The organism is Shewanella olleyana (genome assembly GCF_023283825.1).
Taxonomy (GTDB): Bacteria; Pseudomonadota; Gammaproteobacteria; order Enterobacterales; family Shewanellaceae; genus Shewanella; species Shewanella olleyana.
In genome coordinates, this window is sequence record NZ_JAKILD010000013.1 from 78,143 (window position 1) to 102,723 (window position 24,581).

At 41.4% G+C, this 24,581-nt stretch carries 17 protein-coding genes; 13 read left to right on the forward strand and 4 right to left on the reverse strand.

Features of this window, described 5'->3' with window-relative positions; all coding sequences use genetic code 11:
- The first annotated feature begins 7 nt into the window (after positions 1-7).
- On the forward strand, positions 8-3,163 hold the full coding sequence (locus L2735_RS11035; RefSeq protein ID WP_248984761.1) for an efflux RND transporter permease subunit: 3,156 nt from the start codon (positions 8-10) through the stop codon (positions 3,161-3,163).
- A 183-nt stretch (positions 3,164-3,346) separates the two neighbouring features.
- Positions 3,347-3,859, forward strand: a complete 513-nt coding sequence (locus tag L2735_RS11040) for a TlpA disulfide reductase family protein (RefSeq protein WP_248984762.1) — start codon at positions 3,347-3,349, stop codon at positions 3,857-3,859.
- Positions 3,860-3,941: 82 nt separating this feature from the next.
- Here the strand turns inward: L2735_RS11040 and L2735_RS11045 are convergent, their stop codons facing one another.
- Entirely contained in the window at positions 3,942-5,570 is a 1,629-nt protein-coding gene (locus tag L2735_RS11045) for an AbgT family transporter (RefSeq protein ID WP_248984763.1), read from the reverse strand.
- A 681-nt stretch (positions 5,571-6,251) separates the two neighbouring features.
- Here L2735_RS11045 and L2735_RS20180 point away from each other — a divergent pair.
- From L2735_RS20180 to L2735_RS11060, 3 genes are all read left to right on the forward strand, one after another.
- Positions 6,252-7,457, forward strand: coding sequence for a lytic transglycosylase domain-containing protein (locus L2735_RS20180; RefSeq protein ID WP_248984764.1), 1,206 nt, complete (start codon positions 6,252-6,254; stop codon positions 7,455-7,457).
- A gap of 8 nt (positions 7,458-7,465) precedes the next feature.
- Positions 7,466-8,839 (forward strand): M28 family peptidase, encoded by a 1,374-nt coding sequence (locus L2735_RS11055; protein ID WP_428848307.1) that lies wholly within the window; start codon positions 7,466-7,468, stop codon positions 8,837-8,839.
- A gap of 65 nt (positions 8,840-8,904) precedes the next feature.
- On the forward strand, positions 8,905-9,171 hold the full coding sequence (locus L2735_RS11060; RefSeq protein ID WP_248984765.1) for a hypothetical protein: 267 nt from the start codon (positions 8,905-8,907) through the stop codon (positions 9,169-9,171).
- Between the two features lie 108 nt (positions 9,172-9,279).
- Here the strand turns inward: L2735_RS11060 and L2735_RS11065 are convergent, their stop codons facing one another.
- Complete coding sequence (locus tag L2735_RS11065) at positions 9,280-10,122, reverse strand: 23S rRNA (adenine(2030)-N(6))-methyltransferase RlmJ (RefSeq protein WP_248984766.1); 843 nt, start codon at positions 10,120-10,122, stop codon at positions 9,280-9,282.
- A 139-nt stretch (positions 10,123-10,261) separates the two neighbouring features.
- Between L2735_RS11065 and L2735_RS11070 the strand changes: the two genes are divergently transcribed.
- The 5 genes from L2735_RS11070 (at position 10,262) to L2735_RS11090 (ending at position 18,010) form a co-directional block, all read left to right on the forward strand.
- Positions 10,262-11,023, forward strand: coding sequence for a class I SAM-dependent methyltransferase (locus L2735_RS11070; RefSeq protein WP_248984767.1), 762 nt, complete (start codon positions 10,262-10,264; stop codon positions 11,021-11,023).
- A gap of 750 nt (positions 11,024-11,773) precedes the next feature.
- Positions 11,774-13,168, forward strand: coding sequence for a TolC family protein (locus L2735_RS11075; protein ID WP_248984768.1), 1,395 nt, complete (start codon positions 11,774-11,776; stop codon positions 13,166-13,168).
- Positions 13,161-14,402, forward strand: a complete 1,242-nt coding sequence (locus tag L2735_RS11080; RefSeq protein WP_248984769.1) for an efflux RND transporter periplasmic adaptor subunit — start codon at positions 13,161-13,163, stop codon at positions 14,400-14,402. The genes L2735_RS11075 and L2735_RS11080 overlap by 8 nt, the downstream gene beginning before the upstream one ends.
- The gene (locus L2735_RS11085) at positions 14,399-17,575 is read left to right on the forward strand and encodes an efflux RND transporter permease subunit (protein WP_248984770.1); all 3,177 of its coding nucleotides are present in this window, start codon (positions 14,399-14,401) and stop codon (positions 17,573-17,575) included. Before L2735_RS11080 ends, L2735_RS11085 begins: the two co-directional genes overlap by 4 nt.
- Before the next feature lie 189 nt (positions 17,576-17,764).
- On the forward strand, positions 17,765-18,010 hold the full coding sequence (locus L2735_RS11090) for a hypothetical protein (protein ID WP_248984771.1): 246 nt from the start codon (positions 17,765-17,767) through the stop codon (positions 18,008-18,010).
- A 590-nt stretch (positions 18,011-18,600) separates the two neighbouring features.
- Here L2735_RS11090 and L2735_RS11095 read toward each other — a convergent pair.
- Positions 18,601-19,155 carry a TMEM165/GDT1 family protein gene (locus L2735_RS11095; protein WP_248984772.1) on the reverse strand — a complete coding sequence of 185 codons (555 nt, stop codon included), beginning with the start codon at positions 19,153-19,155 and terminating at the stop codon, positions 18,601-18,603.
- 420 nt (positions 19,156-19,575) lie between these two features.
- On the opposite strand from L2735_RS11095, the gene L2735_RS11100 reads away from it, so the two are divergent.
- The 3 genes from L2735_RS11100 to L2735_RS11110 all read left to right on the forward strand — a co-directional run bounded on the left by L2735_RS11100 (position 19,576) and on the right by L2735_RS11110 (position 23,091).
- Complete coding sequence (locus tag L2735_RS11100) at positions 19,576-20,607, forward strand: cation diffusion facilitator family transporter (RefSeq protein ID WP_248984773.1); 1,032 nt, start codon at positions 19,576-19,578, stop codon at positions 20,605-20,607.
- A gap of 4 nt (positions 20,608-20,611) precedes the next feature.
- Positions 20,612-21,028 carry a MarR family winged helix-turn-helix transcriptional regulator gene (locus tag L2735_RS11105; protein ID WP_248984774.1) on the forward strand — a complete coding sequence of 139 codons (417 nt, stop codon included), beginning with the start codon at positions 20,612-20,614 and terminating at the stop codon, positions 21,026-21,028.
- Between the two features lie 242 nt (positions 21,029-21,270).
- Positions 21,271-23,091, forward strand: a complete 1,821-nt coding sequence (locus L2735_RS11110; RefSeq protein WP_248984775.1) for a tetratricopeptide repeat-containing diguanylate cyclase — start codon at positions 21,271-21,273, stop codon at positions 23,089-23,091.
- A gap of 121 nt (positions 23,092-23,212) precedes the next feature.
- Here L2735_RS11110 and L2735_RS11115 read toward each other — a convergent pair whose 3' ends face one another.
- Entirely contained in the window at positions 23,213-24,409 is a 1,197-nt protein-coding gene (locus tag L2735_RS11115) for a BamA/TamA family outer membrane protein (RefSeq protein ID WP_248984776.1), read from the reverse strand.
- Positions 24,410-24,581 lie beyond the last annotated feature (172 nt).

Genomic DNA, 24,581 nt, shown 5'->3' on the forward strand with positions numbered 1-24,581 from the left:
TTTTTTTATGGCTCGTTATTTTATCGATCGCCCTATTTTTGCTTGGGTGATTTCAATTTTGATTATGCTGGCAGGGATCTTAGCCATTAGAGGTCTGCCGGTTGCGCAATATCCAAGTATTGCTCCGCCAACAGTAGTTATTGATGCCTTTTACCCTGGTGCTTCAGCTAAGACCATGGAAGATACGGTGACTCAGGTTATTGAGCAGCGTATGACTGGCCTTGATCATTTGAGATATATCTCGTCAAGCAGTGATAGCTTTGGTAACGCGACAATTACCTTAACCTTCAATGCTGAAGCTGATCCAGATATTGCTCAAGTACAGGTACAGAATAAATTACAAGCGGCAATGACTTTGCTACCGCTAGAAGTACAATCGCAAGGCGTTAACGTTAATAAATCCAGTGCGGGTTTCTTAATGGTCGCTGCGTTTGTATCAGAGGATGGCTCGCTGGGTAAAAACGATATTGCAGATTATGTTGCTGCAAACATCCAAGATCCAATGAGCCGTGTACCTGGAGTCGGTGAGTTACAGTTATTCGGTGCGCAATATGCGATGCGTATATGGCTCGATCCACTCAAATTAACTCAATATAACTTAACCAGTATTGATGTAATGGCTGCGATTAAAGAGCAAAATGCTCAAGTATCAGCAGGTCAATTAGGTGGCGCACCTGCAATGCCTGGGCAAGAGTTAAATGCTACGGTTACAGCGCAAAGCCGATTACAAACCCCTGAGCAGTTCCGAGAGATTATTCTTAAATCTGATATGTCAGGCGCCAATGTCTACTTAAATGACGTTGCGCGTGTTGAATTAGGCGCAGAAAGCTACTCGGTTGAGTCATTCTATAATGGCAAGCCTGCATCTGGTTTAGCCTTTAAGCTTGCAACAGGTGCTAATGCACTTGATACTGCCAATAATATTCGTGAAAAACTAGACGAGTTACAAGCTTATTTCCCTGATGGTCTGGTGATTCATTATCCATATGACACGACTCCATTTGTTGAGAAATCAATTGAAGGTGTTGTCCACACCATTCTCGAAGCAATTGTTCTTGTTTTCTTGATCATGTTCTTGTTCCTACAAAACTTCAGATCAACACTGATCCCAACAATTGCTATTCCAGTTGTGTTATTGGGTACGTTTGCTGTTTTATCTGCTTTGGGCTTCTCAATCAACACCTTGACCATGTTCGCTATGGTACTGGCTATTGGCTTGCTGGTGGATGACGCCATTGTTGTGGTGGAAAACGTTGAACGGGTAATGTCTGAAGAGGGACTCAGTCCGCTAGAGGCGACGCGTAAATCGATGGATCAAATTACCGGTGCCTTGATTGGTATTGGTTTAACACTATCCGCAGTATTTGTTCCAATGGCATTTATGTCGGGTTCTACCGGTGTTATTTATCGTCAGTTCTCGGTGACGATTGTGACGGCAATGGCATTGTCGGTCTTTGTGGCGATGGTTTTAACTCCTGCACTTTGTGCAACTCTTCTCAAGCCGCTGCCAAAGGGTCATACCCATATTAATACCGGATTCTTCGGTTGGTTTAACCGTAGTTTTGACAAGTTAACCTCGCGTTATGAGGGCACTGTTGCCGGTATCTTAAAGCGAATTGTTCGCATGATGGGTGTTTATATCGTCATTGTCGTTGCAACCGCGTGGATGTTCATGCGTATGCCTACAGCATTCCTACCTGATGAAGATCAAGGGATCATGTTCACACAGGCTATTTTGCCAACCAACTCGACTCAAGAAAGTACAGTTAATGTATTGAGTGAGATCAATGATTACTACCTAGCAGAAGAAAAAGGTAACGTTAAATCTGTATTTAGCGTTGCAGGCTTCAGCTTTGCAGGTATGGGTCAAAACATGGGCATGTCATTTGTTGGTCTTGAAGATTGGTCCGAACGTAGTGAGCCTGGACAAGACGTGCAGTCTATTTCAGCTCGAGCGATGGGCAGGTTCATGCAGATCAAAGAAGCCATGGTGTTTTCCTTTGTGCCGCCAGCGGTAATTGAGCTAGGTACTGCCAATGGTTTTGATCTTTACTTACAAGACCGGAGTGGTCAAGGACATGACGCCTTGATTGCTGCACGTAACCAGTTACTGGGTATGGCAGCGCAAAATCCGAATCTTGTCGGTGTTCGTCCAAATGGCCAAGAAGATGCGCCAATGTACGAAATCCAAGTGGATCAGGCTAAAATTCGTGCTCTTGGCGTTGATATTGATAATGTAAATAGCGTACTCGCAACAGCTTGGGGTGGCTCTTATGTGAATGACTTTATTGACCGTGGCCGTGTGAAGAAGGTTTACCTTCAAGGTGATGCACAGTATCGCATGCAACCAAGTGATTTAGACACTTGGTACGTACGAAACTCAGAAGGCGAAATGGTGCCGTTCTCAGCTTTCGCTTCAGGTAAGTGGAATTTTGGTTCGCCGCAATTACAACGCTTTAATGGTTTACCGGCTGTTAATATTCAAGGTGCGACTATGCCTGGGTACAGCACCGGTGATGCGATGTTAGATCTAGAAGAAATGGCTAAGCAATTACCACCTGGATTCGGTCTTGAGTGGAACGGTCTATCATTTGAGGAACGTTTATCAGGCAACCAAGCACCAGCATTGTATGCGCTATCTATTTTAGTCGTATTCCTTGTATTGGCGGCCTTGTATGAAAGTTGGTCTGTACCATTTGCGGTAATTTTAGTTGTGCCTCTTGGGGTTGTTGGAGCAATTATTGCGATGAATGGTCGTGGTTTACCTAATGACGTATTCTTCCAGGTAGGTCTATTAACGACAGTGGGACTTGCGACCAAGAACGCCATTTTGATTGTGGAATTTGCTAAAGAATTCTACGATAAAGGTGCCGGTTTGATTGAAGCGACGCTGCATGCTGTACGGGTACGTTTACGTCCAATCCTGATGACTTCTTTAGCATTTGGTCTAGGTGTTGTGCCGTTAGCGATCAGTACTGGTGTAGGTTCTGGTAGTAAGAATGCACTAGGTACAGGTGTACTGGGTGGCATGATGAGTTCGACCTTTATTGGTATTTTCTTAATTCCATTATTCTTCGTAGTGGTTGAGAAATTATTCAACAAAAAAGAACGTAAAGGCTACAAACCGCCTGAAGCTGAAGCGGAAACCACTGAAAAAAGTTAATCTTTAAGTTAACTTATTCATAAACTTAAAAGCCTGCAATATGCAGGCTTTTTTATGTCCGAGCATAAATAATTAGGTTGAAACGCAATGACTAACGTTTTATTGATCCTTGCGTAAAGGAATAAACGTAAGTTAAATAAGCTGAAGAAAAATAGTGAAAAGCTTAATGAGATGAGTTTTGATATGGATATGAAATTAGCAATAGCTCCCCCAAACATGCTAGCTCGCATGGTTTTAATGGCCTTGCTGGTATTATCGGTGTCGGAGGTTGATGCTGCACCATCTTTGAGCCACATGGTTCAAAACGAGCTGGGTGAGCAAGTCAGCTTAAGCGAGTTCAAAGGTAAAGTGGTATACGTCGATTTTTGGTCGTCATGGTGTGGTCCTTGTCGAAAGTCATTTCCGTGGATGAACCAAATGCATGCTAAATATCAGCAGCAAGGTTTGGCCGTTGTAGCCATTAACCTTGATGTTGAATTACCGCTAGCGTTGAGTTTTTTAAAAGACTTTCCCGCTGATTTTGCCGTTCGTTACGATCCAGATAGTGAGGTCGCAAGGCTATTTGCACTCAAAGGTATGCCAAGCAGCTTTATCTTCAATCGCCAAGGTGAGTTAGTGCAGCAGCACACAGGGTTTAACTTGAATAAACTCGAGCAATATGAACAAGAATTGGTTGATCTTTTACAACCCAAATAACTTATAAAGCTATGAGCTAACATAAAAAAACCAGTAACAAGAAACATGTTACTGGTTTTTATTTGTCAGCTTAACTTAGCCATTAAGGCGTGTAATAAGTCGCTGCGCCAGGACCTACAGGGAAACCAAGTACGAATACCCATAGGAAGAAGAACAAGGTCCAACCGATAAAGAACACGATTGAGTATGGCAACATGGTGGCGATGAGCGTTCCGATACCTAAGTTTTTCTTATAACGACTGGCTACCGCAAGGATAAGCCCGAAGTAACTCATCATTGGGGTTATCAAGTTAGTGACAGAGTCACCAATACGATACGCTGCTTGAATAGTTTCAGGAGCATAACCCACTAACATCAGCATAGGCACAAAAATAGGTGCAGTTACTGCCCACTGCGCTGACGCACTGCCGAGCATTAAGTTAATCACACCACACAGCATAATAAATAGCACAAACACTAATGGCCCCGTTAAGCCAATACTGCTTAAGGCATCGGCCCCAGTTACCGCTAATACTGCGCCAAGGTTGGTCCATTTAAAGAAAGCAACAAACTGAGATGCAAAAAAAACCAGAACGATATACATGCCCATGGTGCTCATGCTGTGGGACATGGCATTAATGACATCTGTGTCTTTATTCATGCTGCCAACAACTTTACCGTAAACCAAGCCTGGAATCGCAAAACCAATAAAGATGAAGGCGACAATCCCTTTTAAAAACGGTGATCCTGCCACCAAGCCAGTATCGGGATTACGTAGTGCGCCCCAATCAGGCACGATAGTTAGGGCTAATAATGCTGAAAATACCAATACCGATAGACCTGCCATTTTTAACGCGCGGATTTCTGTTTGAGATACTTTATCCATTTTTTGCTCGGATAAATCATCAGCTGCTTCAGAGACATCGTATTTACCCAGCTTAGGCTCAACAATTTTTTCGGTAACGATGGCACCCAAGGTGGTAATTAAGAAGGTTGAAACGAACATGAAATACCAGTTTACTTCAGGGCCAACGGTATATTCTGGGTCAATCATTTGCGCAGCAGCTTCGGTGATACCAGACAGTAAAGGATCGACTGTTCCTAACAATAAGTTAGCACTGTAACCACCTGATACCCCCGCAAAAGCGGCAGCAAGTCCTGCCAGCGGGTGACGCCCGAGTGAATGGAATATCATTGCCGCCATGGGGATTAATACCACATAACCTAGTTCCGATGCGGTGTTTGACACGATACCTGCGAACACAATAGTCAAGGTTACTAGACGTTTTGATGCGCCCATGACCAACAAACGCATTGCTGCTGAAAGTAAACCTGAACGCTCAGCAATACCGACACCGAGAAGCGCAACTAATACAGTACCGAGAGGAGTAAAACCGGTAAAGTTAGTCACTAAGTTTGAGACCATCATTCTCAAGCCTTCAGCGTTCATTAAGCTGACAACATGAATGAGTCCGTCTTCACTGCGGCCTGAACTGCCGATGGGTCTAGGGTCTGCAACGGTGAGTTCAAAATATCCAGCAATACCACTGATAGCAATGACGGCTAAACAGAACATAGCGAATAAAGTGATTGGGTGAGGTAATAAGTTACCTAAACGCTCAACGATATTGAGAAATTTAACGAATGCACCGCTACTCGCAAGATCTTGTGGTGTGTTTGATGGCGGCGCGCCATTTTTAGGTGGCGTATTATTTGTTGACGTAACGGACATGATCTTCCCTTTAGCTTGGCTTAATTATTATGAGTTTGAGATTTTGCCAACTTACAGACTAGCTTATAAATTTTAAATTAAGCTTAAATTAACGATGAAAAAGTTGATAAATAATACTTAACAACAGTTATTCATTCAACGCAACGTAATGACAACTCATTTTAGCTAAAAATGGTAGAAAGAGAATTGCTTTTTTGTAAGAGGGTATAAAAAACACCCACCATCGTTTTTTGTTATCTTTATGTTTTTTAATGATAAAAATAATAAGTGTTAATTTTTGTTTTTTAATAGATCACTTAATCTACTTTTCAACTCAGGTAATTCTAAAGTATTCATTTTCGAAGGTTTAAACCCTGGTTTTTATCAGGTTTTTGACGAAATTGTAAAAAAGTGCGCAATAAAAAAACACTGCTTTTAGCGTGATAGGGTGAACTTTGAAGTGAAATGTGGCTATTATGATTAATAGTGGATTTAATAAGTTAAATGAGCCAGCAGTTTCAGTACATCATTACTCAATGAGGTGTCTTGTTTGCAAGCATACTCGTTAACATAATGCAGAAACAGCATGTCATTTTGAATATGACAATAAAATGATTTTACAGAATAATTATAACAATAATGAAAAAAATACAATTTATAATCATAGCTTTAGCCGTAATTTCTGCTGTTGGTTTTTTGCCAGTGAACGGAGCATTTGCTGCGCCTCATCTTGACGATAAAGTTAATAGCCAATCGGGGAATATAGCAACTAATGATAAAGCTAAACGGACAATGCAACCGACAGAACAGCCTGCATTAAAAATGGAAGAGAAAGTACGTAAGTCCCTTTCGCCAATGGTTTTGACACCAACTGTTTCTGCACCTACAGCATCAATACAAACATCTGAAATAGCCAAAAAGCATGCTAAATTAGCACCTTCTGATAACTCATTACCTACAAAGCCAAATAAGCAATTCCAAAGTGTTGAGTCGGTTAAACCTACTTGGGTATCGACCCCACAACCTGAAGTTAAACAAGCCGTAAAATCCCAACAAGTGTTGTTAGCGCCGATTGTGGTATTACCCACTGAACCAGAATCTACTGAACCAGAACTAAATCAAGATGTAGAAAGTCGCTTGCATCTAAAGCCTAAAAAACAACAAGTGCTTCACCCGGCAGTGGTTGCTATACCTGACGATTCCCCTAAACCTATGCTGGTATTACAACCTAAAGTCATTGCTGCGCCAACAAGCCAAGTCGAACTCAATCAAAATACGGCTCCTGCTAAAAAAACAAAGTGGGTTAAACCGTTAAAAACAGCTTCCTTTTCAGATTCAAGCCAAACTAAAAGCAGCCAGCCTAAACGTAAAATCTACCAATATGAGCAAGGTGGCATTACGACTTTTTCTAATATAGTGCCTGACTCGGCTAATTTTGAAGTCTTGTTATATGACTGTTTTGCCTGCCAAGTTGACTCGCAGGTGGATTGGTACAGTATTCCTTTATTTGCGTTTAAGCATAAGGATTATGTTAACGACGCAGCCCAGCAGTTTGCATTAGAACCTGCATTAATCAGAGCGGTTATCCATGCTGAATCTGCCTTTAATGCCAAGGCACTTTCGAAAGTAGGCGCTATAGGGTTAATGCAATTAATGCCTGCCACAGCTAAAGAACTTGGCGTAAGTGATGCTTATGATGTGAAGCAAAACATCTGGGGCGGCAGTCAATATTTAGCTTATTTGCTCGATAGATTTGATAACGACATTGATTTGGCCTGCGCGGCTTATAACGCCGGCCCAACAACAGTAACTAAATACCAAGGCATACCACCTTATCCTGAAACACAAGCCTATGTAGAGCGGGTAAAAATACTCTTAAAACGTTATCGCGCTGCACTGCAAAGTTAGAGGAAACTATGAAACGACAATTACAGTTAACCAAAACAGCAGCATCAGTTTTCACACTGATGTCTTTAATCAGCTTTGGAGCGAGCGCCGCGCCAGCACCTTCGCAAGAAGATCTTCGTTTATACGATATTGCCACAGCGCCTAAAGCCGAACGACTCCATGATGATGTAGCCAAGTTAGTCAGTTTTGGTACCCGCCATACCTTGTCCGAAACTGAGTCTGATACCCGAGGTATTGGCGCGGCAAGACGTTGGATTAAAGACGAGTTTGAGCGCATTTCAGCTGACTGTGGCGGTTGTCTTGAAGTGGTGATGGTAGGAGAAACCGTCACTGGTAAGCGAATTCCTGAGCCGACTGAAGTGGTCAATGTTTTTGCGATTCAGCGTGGCAAAACCGATCCTAATCGCGTCGTGATGATGAGTGGCGATATTGACTCACGGGTCACCGACCCAATGAACTTTACCTCAGATTCACCAGGTGCCAACGATAACGCTTCAGGTGTCGCGGGTGCATTAGAAGCGGCGCGAGTGCTGTCTAAATATGAGTTTAATGGCACCATTGTTTATGCTGCGTTGTCAGGTGAAGAGCAAGGCTTATATGGTGGTGATGTATTAATCAACTATGCTAAAAAGCATGACTGGCAAGTTCAAGCGGTATTGAATAATGACATGATTGGTAATATCGCTGGGATTAACGGGGTGATTAACAACTCTACCGTGAGAGTATTTTCAGAAGGTGTGCGAATCGCTGAAACTGAAGCAGAGGCAAAAGAGCGTTACTTTAGTGGCGGCGAAAATGATTCTTCATCGCGTAACTTAGCACGTAATATTAAAACCTTAGCTGACCAATACATGACGAATTTAGATGTGATGTTGGTATATCGTCTCGATCGCTTCGGTCGTGGTGGCCATCATTTACCGTTTAATAAAGCGGGTATGCCAGCTGTTAGAGTGATGGAAACTAATGAACATTACGATCGTCAACACCAAGACTTACGTACTGAAAATGGCATTGAGTATGGTGATGTCATTGAAGGTGTCGATTTTGATTTTAATGCCAAACTGACTGCATTAAATGCCATTAGCTTAGCGTCGATGGCCTGGGCGCCAGCGCCTCCAACGGGGGTGAAGATTGAAGGGATTATGCAACCCGATACTAAAATTCAGTGGAATGATGACGGCAGTAAGGATGTTGTTGGCTATCGCGTTTATTGGCGTTTAACTACGGAATCAGAATGGACCCATAGTCGTTATGTGGGCAAAGTGAATGAATTTATTTTAAAGAATATGGTCATAGATAATTATCTCTACGGTGTTGCAGCCGTAGGTAAAGATGGCAATACCAGCCCTGTGGTATTTCCTGGGGCAGCAGGGGCGTTTTAATTTAAACGCCCTTAGGTGTTTAAAAAGTACGTGATGTAAAAGGATGTTAAACAAGGATGTATACATTGAATAAAATATTAATTCTGTCGGTAATCATGGTAGCGAGTGCAATGATGACTGGCTGTAGCAGTAATAGCGTTAAAACGGCCTCGATGAATGCAGGTTGCGATTTTGTCGTTGGCGCGGCCAATAACAAAGCTGAGCGCGACGAAAGGGAGTCTAGACCTGGTAATACTCGCAGTGATCCACAGAAAGACATTGTATCGGGGATTTTCAGTGCGTTTATAGGACTGTTTACACGCCCTTACTCTGGCAATAAGGATTGTGTTTAGTGAGTTCTATTTTTGCCAGCTTGTAATTTGCACATTAAAAAGCCACCAATTATGGTGGCTTTTTGCTGATGTTTTGTTGAGTGCTTCTTGAAGCGCTATTCAGGAGCTTTACTCAGGTACTTCTAACTTAACCACTGTTTTACCGCCACTCTGACCTAGACTGCGCTCTAAATAATCCAAGGTTTCTTTAGCGGCGATATCTAATTGCCATGGTGGGTTAATCACCCATAAACCAGCAGCTGTCATACCAAATGCATTGTTGTCAGGGGTGATTGATTGCTCAATTCTGAGTTGGTTTTTAATGCCGCTGTCAGCCAAAATTTTCAACATAGCTTCTGTTTGTGCTCTATCAACCACAGGGTACCAAAGCATATAAACGCCAGTTGCAAAGCGTTTGTGCGCCTTAATAATCGCGTGGGCCACATCTTGATAATCCGTTTTTATTTCATAACTTGGGTCAATCAGTGCAACGCCGCGGCGCTCTAACGGTGGTACTGCAGCAATCAGTCCTTTTAAGCCATCACCTTTTACTACACGTACATGTCTATCATCTGCAAACTGCTCATCCAGTGTGGCAAAATCAGTACCGTGAAGCTCATGTAATACCATGCGGTCTTTCTCACGCATGTTCATATCAACAAAAGCTGGAGATCCCGGGTAAAAAGCCAGATCTTCTTCACCTTGGTTGAAATGTTTTACATCTTCAATATAAAGCTGCAAGGACTCTGGTAAATCATCTTTGCCCCAAAGCTTAGCTACACCATCTAAATACTCACCTGTTTTCTTAGAGAACTCATCGGTTAGCGCATAACCGCCAGCACCCGCATGGCTATCAATATAAGCCATTGGCTTATGTTTTTTGTGCATGAGTTTAAGCACTTGCAGCAACATTGAATGCTTGAGTACATCGGCATAATTGCCAGCGTGATAACCGTGACGGTAACTTAACATGAGTAATCCCAGATTATTTGAACAGCTTAAGGCTGTGTAATATCTGCATTATAAGTTTTCTATGCCATCAGGTATAGGTATTCACTCCCGCAGGCTTTTGGCATAATAGTCGTAATCTCATTGAGCCTTGGACAATCCTTTGCAAATACCTGTTTTTTTTAACCAGCAATACCCATCTTTAGTTGATATCAGTAAACGCTGGGGTCTTGTATGGGATAAAGAAGCTGAGTTTGAATTACGCTTCGAGCAAAACACCTTAACCCTGCATAAACGTGACGAGCCAAAACTTGATGGAATCGAAGTCGATTTTGTCTCAGGAGCGGTGGCTCATCGACGCAAATTTGGCGGTGGTCGCGGTCAAACTATTGCTAAAGCGGTTGGCTTGAAACAAGGTATTTCCCCGACTGTGGTTGATGGTACTGCAGGTTTAGGTCGTGATGCATTTGTATTGGCAAGCCTAGGCTGTAAAGTCATCATGGTTGAGCGTCACCCTGTGGTGGCTGCTTTACTTGAAGATGGCCTGCGCCGCGCTTATGAAGACGCTGAAATCGGTGAATGGATGCGTGAACGCATGAGCTTGTTTCATGGTTCAAGTATTGAAGCTTTGGCCGATGCTGCTGCACAGTCAGGCGATGAAATTGATGTGGTTTATCTTGATCCTATGTACCCACACCGTGAAAAGTCAGCATTAGTTAAAAAAGAAATGCGCGTGTTTCAAACCCTTGTGGGAGCCGATTTAGATGCCGACGGGTTATTGAAACCTGCCCAAGCATTAGCGACAAAACGTGTAGTGGTTAAACGTCCAGATTATGCAGAAGATTTAGATGGGGTAAAACCTAGCATGGTATTAGCGCAGAAGAAAAATCGTTTTGATGTTTATGTAAAAGCGGCAATGAAGTAAGCCCAAGTTATATTTTTAATCATTTGTACATTTGTGCATTTGTGCATTAGTGTCGCTGAACCCATAAGCTATATTTATAGTGCTTCCAGCGACAATTAGATCGTCGTGTTTGCCTGTGGATTTCACTAGCCCAACTCGCACTCTAAAAAGTCAAAGCTGTTTCCCATAGTGAATTAGAATTTTTTACTCAGGCTAGGACATTTGTATCCTAGCTAATTTTCAACGAATATAAGATTTTGGTTTCCAAATCAAAATCTATACCTCAAAAATATTTTGGCCTGCATCATTATGGCCACAAAGCACTATTAAATCTCAAAGTCTGTCTTGAAGTGATTACTCGTATTTTCTCATCAAACTCTTAAACAATATGAAAGAGAACAGTGTCAATCTGTTGTTTTGAGATTAGATATTACGTATTGAAGTATCAATTATGTTGTTATTTTCGGATTGCTGATTGAGAGTGTAAGCAAGTATGTCTCAGAGTGATGATGTCTTATTTTTTAGAACAATCTTGAAGTGCTACACAGTATTATGTAGTTAGTTTATTGTTTTTAAAGAGTATTACACTCGTGTTTCAAACTTTGCTTTTATATGGCTAATTTGAACACCACGATAATAAGTGACCCAGCCCAATAATTTAAGTTACCGCTTTGTAAAGCCTTGCAAAGTTGACATATAGCTATGTAAGTTTTCTGTGTAAATCTCTAGAATCATTAACATAAGAATAATGACACCATGGAATTTCGGTTAATGAAAAAAAACCTCACCTATGCGGTGGTTGCTATGTCCTTAAGTGCATTAGCCGGTTGCACCAGTCCGACATATTTAGATGAACAACAGGTTAAACCTGAGCTGCCTCAAACTTGGTATACCAGTGCTCAAGCTTTAAAAGAAAACAAACCTTGGGTTGAGGCTATTGCAACGGATCAATTGTTAGAACTGGCAAGTATCGCGCTAAACCGTAATCAACAATTAATTCAATTAGCTTTGGATGTCGAAGTTAAAAAGCAGCAGCTCACGGTCAGTGACTCAGAATTCTGGCCTGAATTAACTGGGTCGTTAAATTCAGGGCGTAATGGTAATAATGACACTGAAACTAGCACTAATAGCCTGAGTTTCGATTTAAATTATGAAATTGATATTTGGGGCAAGTTATCCGACAGTGCTAAAGAGACCAAACTCAATTTATTAACCGCAGAAGCCAACTATCAGCAAGCGCGAGATAACCTCGTTGCTGATGTTGTTAGCGCTTATTATCAAGTGGTGACATCGCAAGAGTTGGTTAAATTATATGAGCGCCGTACTGAAAACTCTAAAGTAAACTTTGAGATTATTGAGTCTGGATATTTCCAAGGTCTCAATACTGCGCTTGATGTGTATTTAACTCAAAACGAATTTTACAACGAACAATCTAATCTGCATGGTCAGCGCAGTCAGTTAAATACTGATATTCGTAAGTTAGAACGATTATTGGGTGGTTATCCTGCCGCTAAGTTGATGGTGAACGCCCAGCTACCTTTGTTACCTGAAGGCATCAAAATTGGTATTCCGAGTGAGCTAGTAAAGCGCAAACCTTCATTGCAAGGGGCTTGGTATCAGTTGTTATCTCAAGATGCGACAGTGGCTTATACCCAAAAACAACGTTACCCATCGCTACGTTTAGGCGGCAGTGTCGGTAGTAGTGACAGTGACTTTGCTAACTTATTCGATGGCGACTTTAGCTCTTGGTCTGTTTTTGCTGGGCTGACTTCGCCTATTTTTAATGCCGGACGCTTAAAAGCCCAAACTGAGCAGCAAAAGCTGATTTTAAAACAACAAGAGCAGCAATACCTCATCACATTATTTGGCGCGTTTGAGGATGTTGAAAACGCTCTCGACTTAGATGCTAGCTTACAGCTGCAGTATCAAGCGACACTCAAGTCTCAAGATAATGCACTACAGGCAGAAACACTCTCATTTGAACAATACCAAGTCGGGCTAGAAAGCTATACCACGGTATTGGATGCACAAACTCGCTCGTTTGTGGCGCAAACCTCTGTGATCAATCTAAAAAATCAAATCATTGCAAACCGGATTCAATTGCACCTAGCGTTAGGCGGCGATCTTGATGCAGGTGTAACTCAAGTTGAAAATAATTATGAATAAAAAATACCTTGTTCCTGTTGCCATCATTGCTGCTGTCGTCATTGCTATTACGTTAATTACTAGCAACCCACCGGCCTCTAAACGTGGTGGTAAAAAGCCGTCAAGCAACGTAACTGTCGAAGCTCTGCAAATCCAGTTACAAGATTATCAAATTGAGGTGAGTAGTTTTGGGGTGGTAAAACCTCGCACTCAAAGCTCTTTGGTGACTCAAGCTTCTGGGCAGATTTTGTCTATTAATTCTAAGTTTCGTGAAGGTGGCTTCTTTAAAAAAGGCGATATCTTGGTGCAGCTAGATGACCGAGATTATCTTGCCGAAGTGAAAATTACCCAAGCAGGTTTATTGCAAGCACGACAAGGGCTGCAAGAAGAACAAGCGCGTGTTGAACAAGCTTTAATTGATTGGAAACGTTTAGGTAATGGCCGTGAACCCACTGAACTGGTATTACGCCAGCCTCAGTTAGCAGCGGCGCAGGCATCGATGTTATCTAATCAGGCACAGCTTGATAAAGCTTTGCTGGCCCTAGAGCGCACTAAAGTTGTCGCCCCTTTTGATGGCCGAATCTTAGAGAAAAACGTTGATGTGGGGCGAGTGGTGTCGACTAATGCTGCACTCGCTACGATTTATGCCACTGACTATGTTGAAATCCGCTTGCCAATTAACAACAAAGATTTAGCCTTAGTTGACTTGCCGGAGCAAGGCAAAAAAGCCGTTGCACCAGTGCAGTTTGAATCAGATTTAATTGGGTCGCAAAGCTGGCAAGGTCAGCTTGATCGTACCGAAGGTGCGATTGACAGTAGTTCACAGCAGCTTTATGTGGTGGCGCAAATTGATGAGCCATTTAGTTACCAAAGCCATAAGCAAATGCCATTGAAAATAGGCCAATATTTAACGGCTAAAATTCAGGGGAAAGTATTGAAAGGCGCTATTGTTATCCCGACAAAATCAATCTACCAAGGTAGCTATGTGTATGTGGTAGAGGATGGAAAACTGCTGCGCAAAGAAGTCACCATCTTATGGAGAAACACCCAAGATGCCGTGATTTCATCAGGGTTACAAGCTAATGATAACTTGGTTACCACTTCATTAGGCCAAGTGAGCTCGGGTACACCTGTTTCTATAGCTGGGGCGGCAAAGCCAATGAGACCATCATCTGAAAACCGTCCAGAAAATGCTAACAAAGATAAGCCAGCTAGAGGCGAAAGGATGGCCAAGAGTAAGGAGGCGCAACAATGATAGCTTGGTTTACTAAAAACCATGTCGCTGCCAACTTGCTGATGCTGTTTTTGTTGGTGATTGGACTGGGTTCGTTATCGACACGTATTCCACTGGAAGTCTTCCCAAGTGTGGACTCTGAAGTCGTATCGGTGAATATTTCACTTCGCGGTGCAACACCAGAAGATGTTGAGCAAGGGGTGACAATTCGAGTCGAAGAAGCGGTACAAGATCTAGAAGGCATTAAAAAAATAACTTCGACCTCTTCAGAGGCTTCATCAAGTGTCAGTATTGAAGTTGAAAGCAGCTATGATCCTCGTGAATTACTAGCTGATATTAAGAGTCGAGTTGACTCAATTAATACTTTTCCGGCTGATGCTGAAAAACCGGTTATCGCATTAGCTCAACGTAAACGAGAAGTCATTGCGGTGACAGTAACAGGTAAATACAGCGAGAAAGAAACGCTAGAATTTGCCGAAGTGGTGCGTGATGAATTGCTGCGCTTAGATGGTGTAACCCAGCTGGATTTAAGCGGTGTGCGTAATTACGAAGTCACCCTAGAAGTGCCACAAGATAAGCTGCAACAATATCAACTAACTTTAAGTGAAATAGCCAGAGCGATTAATGCCTCTAGTACCGATATTTCTGCAGGTAACTTGAAAACCCAAGGCGGTGATATCTTATTACGCTCAAAGGGCCAAGCGTATTACAAAGATGAATTTGCCAATATTGCCATTAAAACCGCATCGGACGGCACCATTATTCGCCTTAGTGATGTTGCTAATGTGATAGATGGTTTTGAAGAAACCCCAGTGCGAACTCGATTTAATGGCGAGCAAGCAGCATTTATCGATGTATATCGAATCGGTCAGCAAAGTGCGATTGATGTTGCCGATAAAGTAAAAGGCTATATCAACTCCCGCCAAGATAATTTGCCTGAAGGCTACAGCTTGAGTTATTGGGATGACGATTCTGAAATCGTTAAAAACCGTATCTCGACGCTAATGGGCAGTGCCATGCAAGGCGGCATATTAGTCTTGTTATTGTTGACCTTATTCTTACGGCCTTCAATTGCGTTTTGGGTGTTTATTGGTATTCCTGTGTCGTTCATGGGGGCGTTTATCTTCATGCCGTTTTTCAATGTTTCATTGAATGTCATGAGCTTATTTGGGTTTATATTGGTGTTGGGTATCGTGGTGGATGACGCCATTGTCACTGGCGAAAATATCTATAGCCATTTAAAAACCGCCCCTAACGGTGAAATGGCGGCGATTAATGGCGCTAAAGAAGTGGCTGCGCCAGTGACCTTTGGTATTTTAACCACAGTCACAGCGTTTTTACCTATGTTGTTTATTGAGGGCAATCGCGGGGCTATTTTTGCCCAAATTGCCATCGTAGTCATTCCTGTACTGCTATTTTCGTTGATCGAGTCTAAATTTGTGTTACCTGCGCATCTTAAAAACATCAAACTGCGCCACGAGAATCAAAAACAGAATCGTTTTGAAAAGTTTCAGCAAAACTTTGCTGATGGTTTCGAGCGAGCGATTATCAAGTTTTATCAACCGTTTCTGCGTATCGCATTAAAAAATAAAGCGGCGACATTAAGCTTATTTACCGGAATGCTGATCATTATTATTGCTTTGATCATGACAGGCTGGACCAAGTTTACTTTCTTCCCGCGTATTCCTAGCGAAACCGTACGCCTTAGTTTAACAATGCCAGCAGGCACGCCGTTTGAAGTGACTAATCAACATATTATTTCCATCGCATCAAAAGCTAAGATTTTGCAGGATAAATATATTGATGAAGCCACCAATGAAAGCATTATCTTAAATATTCTAGCAACCACGGGTGGCCGCGGCGGCACCTCAAATGCAGGTGGTGTTCGATTTGAAATCACCCCACCAGAAAAGCGTGAGTCGGACATTACCTCTGGGCAACTATTAGCTGAGTGGCGAAGAATGGTTGGCGACATTCCTGGCGCTGAAGCAGTGACTTATCGTGCTGAAATTGGCCGAAGTTCCGATCCGATTGATGTGCAGCTAAGTGCCAATTCATTGGATACATTGCGTGAAATTGCAGACCAAGTGAAAGCGCATTTAGCGAATTATCCTACGGTGTTTGATATCTCTGATAGTTTATCTAACGGTAAAGAGGAGCTATTAATTGAGCTTACCGAACAAGGTAAAGCACTGGGTTTCACTCGTGAAGAAGTGACAAATCAGATACGCAGTTTCTATTTTGGCTCGCAAGTGCAGCGTATTCAACGTGGACGTGATGATATTCGGGTCATGGTGCGTTTGCCGCTGAATGAGCGACAGTCATTAGCTGATTTAGAAAAAGTCTTAATCACTACCAGCCAAGGTGCGCAAGTGCCACTTGGCCATGTTGCTAAAATGACTTCAGGAAAAAGCCCGTCGACCATTAAACGCATCGATCGCTATCGGGTGCTTAATGTCACTGCTGATGTGGATAAAGACAATACCAATATGACGGTGATGCAGGCGGATCTTAAAACCTATCTCGATGGATTAGTGGCGCAATATCCTGGTGTGCGTCATTCGCTGGAAGGTGAAGCAAGAGAGCAAAGTGAAAGCTTTGGTTCGCTTCAATGGGGCTTAGTGTTCGTGTGCTTCATGATCTACAGCTTATTGGCGATTCCGTTTAAGTCTTATGTGCAGCCGTTTATCGTCATGAGTGTTATACCATTTGGATTAATCGGTGCAGTGATAGGGCACTGGATCATGGGCTCAGCGCTGACCATATTCAGTATTTTAGGGATGTTGGCGCTGGTGGGCGTAGTGGTAAATGACTCGCTAGTATTGGTTGATTTTATTAATAAAAAACGCGCTGAAGGTGTTGAGCTGGTGGAAGCCGTTTTGACTGCTGGAGCTAAGCGATTTAGACCCGTCATGTTAACGAGTTTAACCACCTTTATTGGTTTAATGCCGCTACTATTAGAGCAATCAACCCAAGCGCAGTTCTTAATCCCAATGGCGATATCACTTGGTTTTGGTATTATTTTCGCGACTTTCATTACCCTTATTATGGTGCCAGTAAACTACATGGTCGTTGAGCGTATCAAAGGGGTAAAAGTGGATGAAGCTGAATTTGATAAGGACTTTGGTGACAGTTTCGCGCCAGTTCCGTTTGTGAATGAATCTGCTATTAATGAGCCGATCAAGGGAAGTTAGTTAACGAGGCATCTTAAAGGGATTTTTATTACAGCTGGTTGTTTGAAATATTAATAACCAGCTGATTCAATTGGTGTTTCCAGAACTTATACTTAGTGGGTATACGTGTCATTCTTTATGGTGGTCTAGAACTCAAAAATAGCTTAAGGTATTAATATTAAAGGATTTACACATCATTAAGGGATTATAATGAAGTTTGTCGCTCAATTTGTTCACTGCTTATTATGGCTTTCTGTTGCCATGTCTCCGACACTACTTTTCACCATTATAGGCCTTGTGCTGGTTTATAGCAGCGAAGGACAAATGGGGGAGTTTACAGTACCAGTAATGACGCTTATCGGTTTTGTGCTCGGGGCTATGTGGGCCGAAAGAGTTCGTAAGACTGTGGGCTTATCTAATTTCTTTGGCCGACTAGTAGGCATGAGAAATGGTTAGCTGGAAAGTGGCAGACTTTCGCTTTCTGAAAGGCTGTATTTAACTAGGCTAAACGTTCTTCAGGTGTCGTTTGATCTTTGCTGCGCATAGTGCCGCATTGCACTAAATAGTGTTTAGAGCTCAAGTAACTCCACGCTCGGCCTAATTCGCGCTGCTCATTGGTAACTTGCTGCTCAAGTGAGCCATATTCATCTTCGATGTATTCAATGATCGCATCAGACTCAATTTCTCACTAATTACACCTATTTAATCGCCATTATTTTTAGCCGCTAATGCAGCTGTTACACATTGAACAAAGGGCAAATTTTGAAACTGATAATATTATACAATTAGCATAAGAATGTGCTCACTTTTACTGGTTAAAATCGCTTATAACTTCGTTAGAAATTTTGTAGGTAGAGCAACTAGCTGCAATTCCTGCCTTGTTCTAAGCGATTTTCCCTACGCAATATCTGATCACTTATTTATCCCGATTGTTATTAATCATGACTGACACCTGATAAGCATAAAGATTATTAATACTGATAAGGCGAAGTCATGATTAAAAGACGAAAATTTTATTTTCTAGGGCATGTTTACTTTCATGGTGCTCACATTAACACGCTTGCAACAGCCAATAGTACAAACAAGCAAGCTGTTACTTTACGTATTAATGCCAATGGCAATTTATCTGCGGATAGCTTTCCAATTATCACTACTGGGACATTAGCGAGCAGCATGCCGATAGTGGTACCTATCACCACCATAGCTAAGGCATCAGCGTATTGAGCGCCAAGAATGGAGGTGGCTATTTGGGTTTTATCGCCTATTTCAGCAATGAAAAAAGCAATAAAGCTGGCAACAAAGGGGCCTCTGTTGGAGATTTTTTCATCATCATCGAGCTTATCAGGCACTAGTATCCACGCTGCCATGGCTAAAAAGCTGATTGCGAGTACCCAAGTTAATAACTGAGGTGAAAGGTAGTCGGCGATGACTACACCTAAATATGCCGCTAAAGCATGATTGGCAATCGTGGCTAAGAATATGGCGGCAATAATAGGTATAGGTTTACGGTAGCGGCTAGCTAGCAGTAAAGATAACAGTTGGGTTTTATCACCAATTTCGGCTAATGCGACAGTGGTAATGGAAATCGCTAATACACTCACAGAATACTCTTTTGGAGGCGGGGATTGTGATTAACCTAAGACAATGCTCACTCCCCACCTCGGGTTGCGATCATTGTCTATGGTCTCACTAAACTCAGTTGGCACTGAGTCTTGAACGCCATGATGATGTGCATCAATTATGTTGACGAACAAACCGACTTATTTAAAGACTGTTTAAATGAGTGGCAAGTTACTCCCCAAAGACAGCTGCAGTGTAAAGATTGTCAGGATATTTTTCAAGCAAAAATCGACTTTTAAAAGCTCATTCCTGAGACCATTGTTAAAAAACAGCTGTTTACTTTGTAAAGTATGATTAGAAGTATGCTTTAACCTCATTAACTAGCCCTAATGAAATTGATTTAGTTTGATTATCAAGGTATTTTAAAATAATACTTTGACAGTCAAACTAAAGGTGCCCAAGTGCAATTTACTACCGAACATCAACATGATTTTTGTGCTCAGCAAAGTTCAGGTGAAAGAAGAACCTTGTATGTTTTAATCTTGACCGTGACGGCTATGGTGGTGGAGATTATTGCTGGTACTGTTTTTGGCTCGATGGCATTACTGGCTGACGGTTGGCATATGGGAACCCATGCTGCCGCGTTTTGCATTACCTTGTTTGCGTATCGCTACGCAAGAAAGCATGCCCACACTGATAAATTTTCATTTGGGCCTGGAAAAGTCAGTGTCCTTGGGGGATATACCAGTGCAATAGTACTGGGTATCGTTGCATTATTAATGATGGTTGAATCTGTACACCGTTTATTTAATCCGCAAACCATTCAGTTTAATGAAGCGATTATGGTGGCATTTATTGGCTTAGCGGTGAATGTGGCCAGTATTTTCTTACTGGGTGAGCACCATCATCATGATCATGGCGATTCACACGGCCATTCGCACAATCATTCACACAGTCACTCACATGATCATTCGCACAGCCATTCGGATGATCATGTACACAACCATTCTCATAATCATGCTCACGAACATTCCCATGAGAAAGATAATGCTCATTCTCATACCGAAAAACATCATGATCATAATTTACGTGCTGCCTACATGCATGTTTTAGCGGATGCTTTAACTTCTGTGTTAGCGATTATTGCGCTGGTTTTTGGCAAGTTTTACGGCTGGCATTGGTTAGATGCTGTGATGGGCATCGTTGGTGCCATTGTGATTACCAAATGGACATTGGGTTTAATGAAACAAACCAGCCCAGTGTTACTCGATGAGAATATTGATGTTCAGTACAGAGACAAGATTATCGCGACATTAGCGCCATATGCAGACGTTAAGGATATGCATATATGGAAGATCAGCGGCCACCATTATTCAGCGGCATTAACGTTAGTCGCAAAACAAGCTGAGTTTTCTGTAACTGAATATAAGACCTTACTGAGTCAATTTGATAAAATTCATCACCTGACCCTCGAAGTCCACCCAATGAGTTAACTCAATGAGCAATATTGAAAATTTAAATCAAACCATTACCGAATTTTACGACAAGATGTCTTCTTGGGAGCTATCTGTAGTTAAAGAAACAGGCTATTCACTTGCGCAAACTCATACCATTGAAGTGTTGGGTCATCATGGTGCACTCAGGATGAAAGAGTTGGCGCAAAAGCTAGGGATAACCACCGGAACATTAACTGTTCAGGTGGATAAATTGGTTAATTTAGCCCTAATTGAACGTGGTCCACATCCTGAAGATGGTCGTTCGACTGTGGTTGAACTGACTGAGGCCGGTGAGAAAATCCATCGGCAACATAACCAATTACACCTTGAGCTAATGAATGACCTTACCCGTCATGTTTCAGCAGAAGAAGCACAAATCCTATTGTCATGTTTACAGAAAATGAATCAAGAATTTTGACCGTTAATGGAGCTTAATATCTCCTCTAACTTACGTCACAAGTAATACTTAACTCTTATATCGTTAAAAGTGTAACAGTAAGTAACAAAGGTTATTTAAATCAGTATTTTATGTTTTATGCGTGGTGTTTTTTTGTGGTAGTCTAGGTTAGTGTTGCAGCTAAAGGATATGTAGGCTGAGTTAATATGGACTTTATTACAAAGAAAATCTGGCGAGTCTATTTGGGATGTGCGCTGGTTCTTATGAGTATAAATGGATTTGCCAATACTCTTGATATATTAGAATCTGCTGTTTTAGCTGTTAATCCACAAGAAGGAGTGGTGCTATTAAATCAATTTGATATAGCTAACAGTGAGCTAACACCACAACAACAAGCTAAGGTTTTTTTTCTGTATGGTCAGGTATATGAAAAAAATCGTGAATTAAATAAATCGATTACCAGTTATGACAAAGGCATCGCACTGGTCAAATATCTGCCTATTAGTGACATCCTTATTGATAGCCATTTAGAGCGTTCTTTTGCTTTGTATTTAAAAACCAATGATCCTGCCGTTTATTGTGAAGATAGAAAGCAAGCTTTGATCTATGCCCGCCAACATAATAATTCTGAATTACTCGCTAAAACGTTAACGCAAAATGCATTTTGTTATAACCAACCAGATAACGTTTACCAAGGAATATCGCTTCTTGATGAAGCCATGTTAATTATTAATAAAAGCGACAATATTAATACTCATCGAAAAGCGATGATTTACAACGCGACAGGCAGCTTGTATCGCAGTGTTGGTTTACATCAACAAGGTTATGTTAATTTTGAAAAAGCGTACCAAACTTGGCAAAGTGTAAATGACGTTGAAGACATGTTTAATATGCAACATAACATGCTCAGTGAAGCCATTAAGCTAAGTGATTGGGATAAGGCTGATAAGAGTATTGAAGCACAGTTTGCTTTAGCTGCAATGGTAGACGAAACAAAAGATTTATTGTTTTTTTCTCATCTCAATGCGGGTCGCATTTCGCTTTTTACTCATGATTATAATCAAGCTATTGTTCATCTTGAGAGTGCCGTTTCACTAAACAGTACCACTAAAGAACAATACTTTATTTCTAGCAATTATTTGTACTTATCTTTGGCTTATTTTAAAAATGGTAAGCTTGAACAAGCCGCTAATGCTGCAAGAATATTTAGGTTAGATAATCATTTCCCAGCAAACCAAAAAACGATGCTACTTAAAGCTGACGCTATTATTGCATTAGATGATAACAAGCCTACTTTAGCTGCAAACCTTCTGTTTCAGGTTATTGATATAGAAAGAAAAAATAGTCAAGATATTGTTGAAAATCAAGTTGTAAGTCGATCACTTGACCATAACTTTAAAGTCGCAGAGTTTGAAAATGAACTACTCGCCAATAAACTGGCAATAAATGAACTTAACTGGAGTTCAATTGCTGATAAACAAAGAATTAATGAACTCAGAATGAGTCTATTCTTTGTGACTCTTATCGTATTGGTTTGCATTGTATTATTTTTATTTTTCTCTAGAAAAACACTTAAAAGACGAGCGCAGACAGATTATTTAACGGGGTTATCAAATCGCGGCCACACCTTCCAGAAAGGCCAAAAGATCATTGAGCGATGCTGGAAAAAGCAAAAGCCTGCGGCTGTCATTATTTTTGATATTGATAATTTTAAAGCGATCAATGATCGTTATGGTCACCATATTGGCGATTTAGCAATCAAAGCTGCCGCCATGAGAACAAAAAGTTGGCTTAAAAAACATGATTTAGTTGGAAGAATTGGTGGGGAAGAGTTTTTAATCATTCTCGAAGACACCACTCAGGAAGAAGGCTTTAGTATTTCAGATCGACTCCGTAATGGTATCGCATCACAATCCTTTCAATTTGAAGATCAGAGTGTCGATTTCACCATTAGCTTAGGTGTTGCCGTTTTAAAGGATGACGTAACGAGTTTAACCACCTTAGTTAAACAGGCTGATGATGCGCTTTACCAAGCTAAATTTTCTGGTAAGAATAAAGTCTATTTATCGGCACAATGCGCATAGGTCGTGTTATTTAGCGTCTAATATTTAGCGCATCACAAAAGGTCATAGTGACTTATTCGCGACTTTAATTGTTATGCGCAAGTTTATATCAGTGTTTTACTTAAAGGGATATTGCTGTTTTTTAAAATCCACTGCCCATCGTCACATAAAGGGCGTTTTCTTCTTTACTAAATGCCATATCTAAACCAAGGTGAATCCCATACCTGCGGGCAATTTGATATCGAAATCCCACTCCGTATGCGCTTACTATTTCACTGGTTTTATTGTCTATTTGTTCAGATAAATCCACCACTTCATCATTGTAAGCAAGACCGGCACCATAGAAGCCCGATATCGTCCAACGATTGTCGATGTTATACATGACCTGTGCTTGTAATGTGGCAACCTGATCGCCTTGATAACGAAAAGCTGAAATACCTCTAAGATCCACATATGGCTTAACTGTTGGCGGTAATGTGTCGTCTTTGGCATAAAGAGCTTCGTAATCGCCTGCAACAGCTAAAGTCCATTTATCCGCGACCGGCCAAAAATTTTCGCCACTCACAGAAAGGCTATCATAGTTATAATTTGAGCCAAATTTGTCACTGTAGCTCATATACTCTGCAGAAATAGAATAACCATCAGTTGGGTAGAAGATGTTATTACGAGTATCGTATTCAGCGACTATACCTAAACCTGAAGTGGTATTATCTCGGCCTAGCATGCGCTGAAAAATCCAGTCTACGGCTTCATTAGATGATGAAATACTCGATTGAGACCAGTATTGTTTTATACCCAACATAAGCGGTGTATCTGCGGCGCGGAATAATACTTTTTGGCTGATGAGCATAGCTTCTGTTTGGGTGTCGAAGCTAAATGGATTATCTGATGGCAACAAACCACCTAAATCAGAATAAAGATCAAAGTTTACCTTTCCTGCTCCACCTAAGCCGACATAGCGAATACTGTCTTTCTTCCATGATTGACGATGTGCTGCAAATGCAAACCATGATCCATTCTCAGTGCCTATAGCGCCAACTGCGGTTATTGCAGCTGGGACTAAGTTGGCGCCACCATCTATTGATTCAAGTGCTTTTTGCTTGCGGATTTCTTTCTCTTGTTCTGACTCATGTAAAAAAATACCTGCAACACCACCGCCATAACCTAATGCTGGTTCGGTAATTAAAATAGGAACGGGTAGGAAACCGTAAGCATTTTCAGCGAGGTGATGACCTAAGTCGAATTGACCGTCAACGGGATCGAAAAAGTACTCATCATCCTTATCTGCTAGTGCGACTTGGCTAAAAAGAACTGAACAAATGAATAATTTTCTCAACATGTAAGGTTACCTGATAGCAAGTGCTGTAATAATGCGTTTTAGTTAGATAAATTGGATTTATTAAGAAAGCAGTAATGAGGTTCCTTGGAGTGGATAAGCATGTTTAAGTAGAATTAAAACACCCTCATTACCAACTTAATGCCTGTCGGCAGAAAGGAATATAATGGATTTC